The sequence below is a fragment of the Gilliamella sp. B3464 genome, from assembly GCF_026536145.1.
Classification (GTDB): domain Bacteria; phylum Pseudomonadota; class Gammaproteobacteria; order Enterobacterales; family Orbaceae; genus Gilliamella.
In genome coordinates this window covers 37,952-50,344 of record NZ_JAFNOQ010000006.1, presented here as the reverse complement: position 1 = coordinate 50,344, position 12,393 = coordinate 37,952, and the positions used below count along the sequence as shown (strand labels likewise).

Sequence of the window (12,393 nt, the reverse complement as noted above, 5' to 3'; positions counted from 1 at the left end):
AGTTAACTAAAAGAGCAAGAAGTTAATTTTATCTTGCTCTTTTTGACATTATTTTGCAGCGTTAAGCGCTTGTTCTAAATCGGCAATAATATCATCGATATGTTCTATTCCGATAGATAATCTCACCATTTCTTGACTTACTCCGGCTTTTTGTAATTCTTCATCATTAAGTTGACGATGAGTTGTTGACGCTGGATGACAAGCAAGTGAACGTGTATCACCAATATTAACTAAACGCAGAATTAGCTTTAAAGCATCAATAAACTTAGCCCCAGCTTGTATGCCGCCTTTTATACCAAAAGATAAAATTCCAGCCGGCAACCCCTTATCCATCTGTTTAACCGCTAAGTAATGCTCAGGGTGAGTATCAAGACCGGCATAGTTAACCCAACTTACTTGTGGATGAGATGCTAAATATCTAGCGACTTTTAAGGTGTTTTGACAGTGACGTTCAATACGTAAAGATAATGTTTCAAGCCCTTGCAGTAATAAAAAAGTATTAAATGGTGAAAGTGCCGCTCCCATATTACGCAATGGAATAACTCGACAGCGCGCAATATAAGCAGCATCGCCAAAAGTTTCAGTATATGAAACACCATGATAAGAGGGATCGGGTTGATTTAACATTGGATATTTTTCCGGATATTTTTTCCATGGAAATTTACCGGAATCGACAATCATGCCACCTAAACTATTGCCGTGACCGCCAATATATTTAGTTAATGAATGCACTACAATGTCGGCACCAAACTCAAAAGGACGACAAAGTGCTGGACTTGCTACAGTGTTATCGACAATTAAAGGAATGCCATGCCGATGAGCGATCTCTGCAAGTGCCGATAAATCAACAATATTTCCGGCTGGATTACCAATACTTTCACAATATAACGCTTTGGTTTTATCATCAATTTGTTGTTCGATAGCTTGAAGGTTATCATGCGGTGCAAACTTGGTTGTAATGCCGAAGTTAGGTAGTGTGTGAGCAAATAAATTATACGTTCCGCCATATAATTTGGAAACCGAAACAATATTTTCACCGGCAAATGTAATAGCTTGAATTGCATAAGTAATTGCGGCCATACCTGAGGCGACAGCCAATGCACCTATTCCTCCTTCGAGAGCAGCTATGCGCGCTTCCAGTACAGCATTGGTTGGGTTAGTAATACGTGTGTAAATATTGCCAGCGACTTTTAAATCAAAAAGATCAGCGCCATGTTGAGTATCATCAAAAGCATATGATGTTGTTTGATAAATGGGGACAGCAACAGCATGGGTGGTTGGTTCTGGACTATAGCCTGTGTGTAGAGCAATTGTTTCTGGTTTCATGTTAGAGCCTCATAATTATAATAATATAACAACAAGGCTCTATTTTGCGCAAAAAATCCTGAAAAGGTAAAGTGTTATAATACCATTCTTACGATATCAATATCACCTAACTCTTTATATAGATTCTCAATTTGATCAATGTGCGTTGCATTAATTGTAATTGAAACCGAATGATAATTACCTTTGCTACTTGGTTTAACTGAAGGTGTATAATCACCCGGTGCATGTTTTTGAATGACTGTCACCACTTTGTCAACTAATTCAGGTTTTGCTTCTCCCATTACTTTATACGTGAAAGAGCATGGAAATTCTAATAATTCATTTAATTTTGTTTTCTGTTGCATAATTTGATTTCTCAGTTAATCGGTATTTTTAATTACTAGTGTAATCTACTTTTTCCTATATATAGGCATTTTATGATTCTTCAAGTAACAAAAAATAAACATCGCTTTTTAAAGGCTCTAATTTGATCTATGATAATAAAATTCTATTATGACTTATAAAACATATCTTAACTATCAATCATAAGGCCATACAGCATGTTATCTCAGTCCAACAATAAAGAACCCTTTGGCACATTATTAGGTTATGCACCGGGCGGCGTTGCCATTTATTCTTCAGATTATGAAACATTAGATTCCGAACAATACCCTGATGATGCATCCTTTCGTAGTTATTCAGGATACGAATATATGGGCTATAAGTGGCAATGTGTCGAATTTGCAAGGCGCTTTTTGTTTTTGAATTATGGGATTGTTTTCACTGATGTTGGTATGGCTCACGAAATATTTTCACTACGCTTTTTAAGGCAAGTAGTTAATGAAGCTATTTTACCTTTACAAGCTTTTGCTAATGGTAGTAAAAAAATACCCGAAGCAGGCTCATTATTAATCTGGGATGATGGTGGCGTATTTGATAGAACGGGGCATGTTGCAGTTATTACTGAAGTATTTGATGACAAAATTAGAATAGCTGAACAAAATGTGATACATACGCGTTTACCTATTGGTCAACAATGGACGCGTGAACTTAAGATGACAGTAACAAATGAAGGTTATTTATTACACGATACCTTTGATGATACGAAAATTTTAGGTTGGATGATTCAAACAGATAAAACTGAACATAGTTTATCGCAACCTGAAGTAGCAAAACCCTTACTACAAATTCATAGTGCTCATATAACGAATAAAGAACAATTTGAAAAAAAATGGCTTGATGAGTCAGATCCTTTAGAAAGCACCTATGTGTTAGCCGCAGGTCATGCAATTAGTCATGATGATCATTATCGTTACTTCACTATTTCAGAAAGTGCTGAACAAGAATTAATCCGTGCGACGAATGAATTACATTTGATGTATTTGCATGCAACGGATAAAGTGCTAAAAGACGATCATTTATTAAATAATTTTAATATTCCAGAAATACTTTGGCCAAGATTAAGGCTTTCATGGCAACAACGCCGCTATCAAATGATAACAGGTCGTTTAGATTTTTGTATGGATGAGCGCGGTTTAAAAGTCTATGAATACAATGCAGATTCTGCATCTTGTCATACAGAAGCAGGGCAAATTTTGGAAAAATGGGCGGTACAAGCTGAACTCAATATTGGTACTAATCCAAGTGCAGGGTTACTCAATTCGCTTGCTAACTGTTGGAAGCATAGTGATGCTCAAGCTTTTGTACACATCATGCAAGACAATGATAGTGAGGAAAATTATCACGCTTTGTTTATGCAAAAAGCTCTGACTTTAGCTGGTTTTAAAAGCAAAATATTACGTGGCTTAACTGGTTTAAAATGGGATAAGCAAGGGCAATTAGTTGATGATGAAAACAGGCAGGTCACTTGTGTATGGAAAACATGGGCATGGGAAACAGTATTAGAGCAGCTGCGACAAGAAAGTGAGGCGCAAGTTGCTGGCTTACCGATTCGTACTTGGCATCCTGAAAATGCGGTCCGATTAATTGACGTGCTTTTAAGACCTGAAGTCTCGGTTTTTGAGCCTTTATGGACAGTAATACCAAGTAATAAAGCGATTTTACCGGTGCTATGGTCATTGTTTCCTAATCATCGTTATTTATTAGAATCAACGTTTGAACTTAATGCAGATCTTATCAAAAAAGGGTATGCCATTAAACCTATTGCCGGTCGACGCGGTAGTGATATTGAATTAGTCAGTAGTCAAGAACAAACACTAGGCAAAACGGTTGGTCAATTTGCTAAGCAAGAAAATATTTACCAAGAGCTTTGGTGTTTACCTAAGGTCGATGATCGATATTTACAAGTTTGTACTTTCACTGTTGGAGGTCATTATGGTGGCGCGTGTTTACGTTCAGATCCCACTTTGGTGATAAAAGGTGAAAGTGATATGCAACCACTACGTGTATTAACTGATGAGCAATTTATGAAATAATTTCTTTGTAAAGAATTTTCAGGTTATAGTTATACCAGATGTAACAAGAATAGACATATTTTAGATAGGTAAATGACTATCACTTGATTAACTTATTTTTAATAAGTTCTCATTGTTATTGACTAACCCTAGTCGACTAAAAAAATTCGATGAAAAACTTACACTATCATGTAGTGTGGTTATGTTTATAATTAGGTTTTTGTTGAAATTGATTGAGTTACATAAATATAATTAAAATAATGGGATAAAAAGGAATATATGGTAAATACATTACTTCGAAGTGGTGATATTAAAGATTTCAAAATGCTTGGGCATGATGGAAAAGCCGCTTATCTTGTTGCGGCGCAAATCCGTGAAATGTTTAGAATTAAATTAGGTAAACAATATGCCGATTGTTTAGCTATACCACAACGTAATGATCAAGGTAATATTATTGATTGGTACATTCCTTTTGAATCAGATCAACCTGATGGGCAATATGATATTGTACCTTGGACATCAGCGAGCGAATCAGAGCAAGAATCAGCTTTGATTTTACTCAAAGAGTTTGAACACAAAGTATTGAATTTTGGTAAACAGTTAGCAAGCAACCCTAATTTAGAAGGCGATCAACTGCTTTTTAGTCGCTTGATTTATGATCCCAACAATAAGAGTGATGACCTAGAACCCAATTTGATGGCAATTCGATTTCCAAGTAATCAATTTGTCTATATTGTTAACGGTAAACCTGTTATTACTTTTTGGGGATTTGTTTATCCGCAAACTGCGCAAGTCAATTCACCATTTTATTGTTTAGAATCATTCAAACAACCAACTCCATCAGCCACTCATACATTTACTGAGCCGGCCACTATTAACAAACCATGGTGGAAACGCTGGTGGCTCTGGTTACTTGCATTACTGCCTCTATTATTACTTTTATTGGCGATTTTTTGGCTTCGAGGCTGTTGGCAATCCCCTGTAGTATCGATTAATGCTGATTTAGGTAGAGATAATCATGTTTCTTCTTCTACTGTTACCGATGAAAAGCTGGAACAAGATAAAAAAGATCCTGAACCTACTGATAAAGTAATCGATAGAAACATTAAAGTGGTTAACGGAGTAACAACCAACGGTCATGATATTATTGATGCCAATGGTACCCGAGTGAATGGTGATGTTGTAGCTAACACCGTTAATCCTGTTGATTCCGCTACATTACCTAATGATGTTAAAGATGATAATAGTCTTAACCAAAACTCAGACACGTTAAATAAAGATGAGCAGGTTAATCATTCAGAAAAAGATAAAGTTGATAATCAAAATAATAACGATGATAAGTCGCCGACTAATGAACCTGATAAAAAAGATGAAAATAGCAAAGGATCAATTCCTCCCGATTTAGATGATGGTAAGCAAACAGGCACAGGAACTAACCCAGATCAAACTAATAATTTAGCTTTATCTCAAGATCAACTTAAACAAGGATCAACTAAATTTTTAGATGGTCAATGGTCTGTTGGAGGCGGTATTCAAGATAAAGCTACAGGCAAACCATTACAATTGAGTTATGACTTTAATGAAGGTAATGGTCAAGTTACCGTAACACGTAGTGATGGTGTTAAGTGTGTAGGTAAAGTAGAGAGCGGTATTAACAAGTCGAATTTAAATATTGCCAGCAATACTGAAGCAATATGTAGTGACAATAGTAAATATCAATTACCAAAAATTCAATGTACGCCTGGTAAAAACAATCAAGCTGATTGCCAAGGGGTTTATGATAACGGGAAAACATTCCCAATTACTATGAAAAAACAATAAGGTAGTATATGCTTCCAGAATTACGCAATTATGGTCAAGAAGTCACACTTATTATGAATAGTGGTATTCAGTTTCTTGATTTTGCACTTAAGATAGATTGGAAAGATAATCAATGGCGCAGTAAATTAAATGGTTATTTTATTGACCCATCTGAAAGCGGGGCATTAATAAGACTGATTGAGAATGCCGAGAGTGGTAAATTTTTTGCGCCAGATGATTTATCTTTTGCGGTTAAACCAACACAAGAAATAAGTGTTGAGCAATCACTAAAATTATATGATGGGATTTGGTTGCCAATTCCTGTCTTAAGATCGATTCCTCCAGAACGTTTTGATAAAGGACCGCATAATTGGAGCCGCGTGCGAATTGTCAGTATCCCTGAGGGTGAAGATCCTGATGGTAATACCCATCGCATCACCTTTGCATTTGATACTAAAATTTTCACCAATATGCAAGATGTGATCTATTTAGCGCCTACCGAAAATGATGTTAAAACTGGAGCAGTATTTAGTTTGGCACATCGTTCAGATCACGTTTCATGGTATTTAGAACTTAAATGGGTAACAAGCTGGCTAATTGATTTGTTTCAAGAGCTAGCGCCTCAAACTGATCGTTTAAAAATACATAAAGATGATATTAATACAGAAATTAATAATAAAGCTTATTATGGACACTATCTAAATATCATCAATTTACTTGCTGATTCATTACAATTACCAACTATTAAGATTGTATCAAATGCTAAAGATGATGTGATTAAATCAATACCCGTTGATATGATTCTTGATGTGGGTAATTCACGCACTTGTGGAATATTGATTGAAGATCATGTGCAAGATAAAGATAGCTTAAATCGTCGTTATGAGCTTGAGATTCGTGATTTAGGTCAGCCTGAGCATATCTATAATGAACCTTTCGAAAGCCGTGTTGAATTTGCGCAAACTTTTTTTGGTAAGGAACATTTTTCGTTACAAAGTGGAAGACGAGACACATTCCGTTGGCCAAGTATTGTTCGTGTTGGGACTGAGGCAAGCCGTTTAGCAAGTCAACGAGAAGGCAATGAAGGTGCTACTGGCCTTTCTAGCCCTAAACGCTATTTATGGGATCAAGATAAATATGAGCAAGGTTGGCGTTTTAATTCCCATTATGTAAAAAGTGATCATGAACCCTTTGCCACCGCTGAACCATTTTCGAGTTTAATTAACGAATATGGTGAAGCACTACATATTTTAAGCAATGATATTGAGGAAGAGTTTGATCGCAAAATGCCGGTTTTTCATCCAAAATATTCGCGAAGTTCGTTAATGACATTCATGCTCTGTGAAGTTTTGATGCATGCATTAATGCAGATGAATAGCGTTGCGCAACGTAATAAACTCGAACACGCTAAAACGCCGCGTAACCTACGTTCTATTATTTTGACTATTCCACCTGCAATGCCAAAACCAGAACAAGCCATTTTTAAAAGTTGTGTATACCAAGCTATTGGACTTGTATGGAAAAGTCTTGGTTGGGATAGTTCTGATGATAATATTGATTTTAATAATCCAGAACAATTAAAAAGTGTTTGGCCAAACATCCCTGAAGTTTATATTCAATGGGATGAAGCAACTTGTGGACAAGTTGTATATTTATTTAACGAAACACAAAATAATTACAATGGACGCAGTGAAGAATTTATTGCATCAATGGTACGTCCAGATAAAACCAATAAACAAAAGCTCACAATTGCAACAGTAGATATTGGTGGTGGTACTACTGATTTAGTCATAAATGATTATGAGCTTGATTACGGTACCAGCAAGCAAATCAATAGCAGTAATGCTTATATTGTTCCAATTCAACGTTTTCGTGATGGCTTTAAAGTGGCGGGCGATGATATTTTACTTGATATTATTCAAGACACTGTACTCACAGCTTTGACTAATGGCTTAAAACAAGCTGGGCTTACTGATCCTAATCCAATTTTATCAGCAATTATTGGTTCTCAGCAGCTTTCTATTCAAGATGCGGTATTACGTCAACAATTAACTTTACAGTTATTTACGCCATTAGGTTTGCAAGTACTAAAAAGGTATGAGCTTTATGATCCGCTGCATGCCGAGCAACATGTGTATAATGCTACTTTTAGGGAGCTATTACAGCATAATGTCATGACTGATCATGTGCTTAATTTTATTAATGAACCGATTCGGCGAGCACTGAATAATCCTACTTTTTCAGTATTGGACTTAAATATTGAGATTAATCTTAAACGAATTCATTATTTATTTATACGTGGTGATTATTACAATATTTGTAAAACGTTTGACGCGCTGTCTGAAATCATTAGTTGTTATCAATGTGATGTATTATTGTTAACCGGTCGCCCGTCACGTTTACCTGGTGTACAAAGTTATTTTCGATCGCGCTTGTCAATTCCAGCCGGAAGAATCTTACCATTACATGGTTATTATACTGGCGGTTGGTATCCATTCCATAAACAAGAACGTATTGACGATCCTAAAACAACAGCGGCTGTTGGGGCTATGTTATGCTTTTTAAGTAAAAATTTACGTTTACCTAATTTTTATTTTAGATCATCAAATATCGATTTATATTCTACAGTTAAATATATTGGTCTTTTAGATAATCTTAATATGATAAAAAAGGAAAATGTTTATTACCGAGATATTGATTTAGATGATCCTGATTATGACTTTCCCGATACCTCTTTTGAGATCCGTGGCACCACACGGCTCGGTTTCAAGCAATTAGAAATCGAACGTTGGCCGGCGTCACCAATTTATATTTTAACTATTGAAAACAGTGAAGTGGCTAAACGCTTGAGTACTGAAGGTGTGGTATTAGAAGTGACATTAGGCATAAAAAGTCGACAAAAAACCATTGAGAATTTTTATATTAAAGATGTTAAAGCCTCTGATGGGCGTGCTTGTAATAAAAATCAGGATATCAAATTGAACCTAAATACAATGGTTAATTCTGGATTAATAAGTACACAATATTGGCTTGATAGTGGAATGATAAAACGATGAATAATTTAAATGAACAACTTCCTAAATCTTGGGATCAAGTGTATCAAGCGTCAGCACAAGCGATTGAATGGGTGAAACAGACTCGTGATTCATCCAAACGATTGAATAGCGAGGCTGATAACTTAATTCTTGATCTTCGTCGTTTACGTAATACAGCCAAAAGATTGGGTGATGTCTCAAGTAAATCTGTGGCGGTCGGTTTTTTTGGATTATCGCAAGCGGGTAAATCTTATCTTATCTCGGCATTAGCTGCCGGTGAAAACGGTAAACTTGAAACAGTTGTTGACAATCAAGTGTTAGACTTTATTGAACATGTTAATCCTGTTGGAAGTGGTAAAGAAGCAACTGGACTGGTTACCCGTTTTAGTCGTATAGCCAAAGGGGGAATAGCCAACTACCCATTAGAATTAAGATTATTTCAAGAGATTGAAATTGTAAAAATTTTAATTAATGCTTATTTTAAAGATTTTGATCAACAAAAAATCACGAATAAAATCGAATTCTCTTCATTGAAACAGCTGTTTCTACAGCTTGAAGGCAAGAAGCAAACTGAGCGCACTAGTGGGATAACCGAAGACGATATTGTTGATCTTTATGATTATCTTTCCGAAAATTTTGGCAATGCTTTAGAAGGATTGAAAGGCGGCTATTGGGAAAAGGCGATGCAATTACTCCCCTATCTTTCAATACTTGATCGAGGTGAACTTTTTTCGGTGTTATGGGGTGGCATAAACGAATTGACTGTGGCTTATACCCAACTCGCCACAACGTTAAGCAGCTTAAACCATGTTGATACTGTTTATGCTCCACTATCAGTATTAGTGAAAGATAATGATGGTGTTAAATCGCAAATTGATAGCATTATGAATGTCGATATTCTTGAACGATTAAATACCGATCGCGATACTCAAGTCACTATTACGCCACTAAATGGTGAGCCAACTACAATATCTATCGCTCAATTAGCATTTTTGACTGCTGAGCTGATTTTTCCTTTAGTCAATCCAACACGGGTTACTACTTTTGAAAAAGTTGATTTGCTTGATTTTCCTGGGTATCGCGGCCGTTTGAATTTGATTTCTGTCTCTGATGTTAAAGAAGGTAACCCGATTGCTCAGCTTTTATTGCGAGGTAAAGTGGCTTATCTTTTTGAAAAATATACTGATAATCAAGAAATGAACGTACTGGTTGTCTGTACGCCATCAGACAAACAGTCTGATGTTAACGATGTCGGCCCCGTGCTTGAACGTTGGATTGATAAAACCCAAGGTGAGACAGCTGAAAAAAGAGCAACAAAAAAAGCAGGATTATTATGGGCGATTACCATGTTTGATAAACGTATTGGTAGCTCATTAATACTTTCAGAAGATAATCTCAAAAATAGCTGGGGTAAAGGTGGGTTACTACAACAAACTATTTTAGAGCGCTTTGGTAATTATGATTGGTTAACAAATTGGTCAAATGGTTATAAATTCAATAATGTTTTTTTAGTGCGAAAACCCGGTTTTGATGTGCCGTTTTTAAACGTTGATGCCACTTCCAATCGTGAATTATCTTATAACGAAAGTTATCAACAAAAAATGTTGCTATTGAGAAAAACATTTATTGAAAATCCCGATATTGAGCAATATGTTAATCAACCGGCTAATGCGTGGGATGCTATGTTGCAGCTAAATGATGGTGGGATTGAACGCATTAGCCAATATTTAGAACAAGTTGCCATTACTGAAGTTAAGCAACAGCGTATTTTAGAACAGCTTAATGAAAAAATTGATTATATTATAAATATGCGTTTTGATACTTGGTATCATGCTGATAGTGATGAAGAACTAAGTAAGAAAAAACAGATTATTACTGATGTAGTGAAAGAACTACAAGGGAAAGCATTATTACTTGGCGAATTACTCAAAACTTTAGAACTGCCAGATCAAACTATCCGTGCGCTTTATCATACGAGTAATATTGATACTGAAACAACTCAAGATACTCATAATGTGCATGGAAATAGTGATGATTTATCAACTGATTTTGGCTTAAATACTGATTTTGAGTTATTTTCTGATGCAACCTTTTCGTCTGAAGTGACGCTTACATCTTCGTTACCTACCGAGTCAAAATTAGCCAAAACAGTTTTTACCGCTTGGTTGGATTATTTAAGAAATATGGTATTAGATAAACATGTTTTGCAGTTCTTTGGTTTACATCAGAAATCGTTATCTTTTATTGTCGAAGAGTTAATCACAGCTGCAAATCGTTTAAAGCTTGAGGCAAATTTAACTGATCGCATTTTAAATAATGAAAATACGGGTAGTAAACGTGATGATCTTGAGTCAAGACAAGTGAGCACCATTCATACTTTATTAGCAGATTTTATTGCTTGGCTTGGTTTTGTTCAGGGGCAAGCTGTTGATATACCAATGAGCCGGGTGAATCAAGGTAAACCTATTTTTTCTTCACCGGTAGCTGAATTTACGCATCAGCAATCGCATCCATTGCCTATATTAGATGAGAAAACTAAAAATTATTCTCAGTATGCAATATTCGATTGGTTTATTGCATTTGCGATGCTTGCTCAAGAAAACATTGGACATCATGCTGGGCGTGAAATCAGTCAAGAACAAAATAGTCGCCTGGGCGAGATTTTGGCTAGTTTTAAGCAAGCTTATATAAATTAATGTTATAACAATAAGATTGAAAAATTAACTAAAAATAATATTAGATCTTCCTGATTTTAAATGAAAGTTTTGTTATTGATCACTGAATGACAAAATAGCTTGGTGATTGGGAGGGGAAATAGAGGGTACTATGGCATTAAGAATTGAATTAGAAGGTTATAAACCTGGAATTGCGAAGTTTTCGGCAAAAAAGTGGAATGGTAGTGCCGATATCGATATGCTTATACAGCGTAATCAAGATGGTTATTATTTATCTGGTTTGCAACAATGGGGACCCGAAAAGTGTTGGCATTCAATAGCCGATTTGTCAGTAGATAATCAACAAATTAGTGGTTATGTGAGTGAATGGTTAGTTGATTCGTTATTATCTCAGGACAATACCAAACGATTTCTAATACAGTTACGCGACAAACAAAACCAACGTTATATTGATGGTGGTGTTGTTAGTATTGCCGAAGATGTACTTGCTTCAACAGCATTAAATGTTGTTCAACCGCCATTAGATAATCCATCGGTTGAAACCAAATCACTTACCGAACCTGTTGAACTACCTGAAGAGCCTGAACAAATCCCCAACATTGAGACGCAAAATGATGACCTTATTGAGCCGGTTAAACTTGACGTCGAAACAGTAATTGAACCAGAGATTGCTCAGACTCCTCAGTTAAAAAAATCGAAGAGTAAATTAGGCTTGGTTATCACCATTATCATTGTTCTATTGATTTTAGCTGGTCTTGGCCTAGCTGCATGGTATTTTTTAGTGTTTCAAAAAACACAACCTGTCGAACCTACAGCTCAAGTTAATGCGCAATGCAGTTTAAATAATACCACAACTGACGATCTGGCTTTTATTCAACAGTGTTTACAAACCAAGCCTGATATTCAGGCAATTATCCAGTTAATTAATGATGCAAAAAAGGCGGATAAATGTAATATTGCTCAGCGTCTATATGCAAATCAAGCCCAGCAAAATGGTCAGATTGCTTTCCTTTATGCTAAAGAGTATGACGAAAAATTTTATCAAGCAAATAATTGTTTTAAAGCAGATAAAGGTACAGCAAGTTATTGGTATGAAACTGCATTAGACCGTGATCCGAATAATACATTAGCTAAAGAACGATTAGACGAGTTACAAAAATAATG

General features: G+C 35.8%; 7 protein-coding genes. 5 read left to right on the top strand and 2 right to left on the bottom strand.

The genetic code is table 11. The annotated features are described in order from the left end of the window. Positions 1-48: 48 nt before the first annotated feature. Together J3U57_RS08185 and ybeD are read right to left on the bottom strand one after the other, a co-directional pair. Positions 49-1,326: a bifunctional O-acetylhomoserine aminocarboxypropyltransferase/cysteine synthase gene (locus J3U57_RS08185; RefSeq protein WP_267344418.1), complete on the bottom strand. Its 1,278-nt coding sequence runs from the start codon at positions 1,324-1,326 to the stop codon at positions 49-51. A gap of 74 nt (positions 1,327-1,400) precedes the next feature. Continuing rightward, entirely contained in the window at positions 1,401-1,670 is a 270-nt protein-coding gene (gene ybeD / locus J3U57_RS08180) for a DUF493 family protein YbeD (protein ID WP_065634508.1), read from the bottom strand. Positions 1,671-1,865: 195 nt separating this feature from the next. Between ybeD and gss the strand changes: the two genes are divergently transcribed. From gss to J3U57_RS08155, 5 genes are all read left to right on the top strand, one after another. After that, positions 1,866-3,740, top strand: coding sequence for a bifunctional glutathionylspermidine amidase/synthase (gss, locus tag J3U57_RS08175; RefSeq protein WP_267344419.1), 1,875 nt, complete (start codon positions 1,866-1,868; stop codon positions 3,738-3,740). A 258-nt stretch (positions 3,741-3,998) separates the two neighbouring features. Then, positions 3,999-5,540 (top strand): SrfA family protein, encoded by a 1,542-nt coding sequence (locus J3U57_RS08170; RefSeq protein WP_267333892.1) that lies wholly within the window; start codon positions 3,999-4,001, stop codon positions 5,538-5,540. Positions 5,541-5,548: 8 nt separating this feature from the next. Then, positions 5,549-8,575 (top strand): virulence factor SrfB, encoded by a 3,027-nt coding sequence (locus J3U57_RS08165; RefSeq protein ID WP_267344420.1) that lies wholly within the window; start codon positions 5,549-5,551, stop codon positions 8,573-8,575. Next, complete coding sequence (locus J3U57_RS08160; RefSeq protein ID WP_267344421.1) at positions 8,572-11,250, top strand: putative virulence factor; 2,679 nt, start codon at positions 8,572-8,574, stop codon at positions 11,248-11,250. The genes J3U57_RS08165 and J3U57_RS08160 overlap by 4 nt, the downstream gene beginning before the upstream one ends. A 130-nt stretch (positions 11,251-11,380) precedes the next feature. Continuing rightward, a complete protein-coding gene (locus tag J3U57_RS08155) occupies positions 11,381-12,391 on the top strand; it encodes a hypothetical protein (protein WP_267344422.1) in 1,011 nt (336 codons plus the stop codon). Positions 12,392-12,393: the final 2 nt, after the last annotated feature.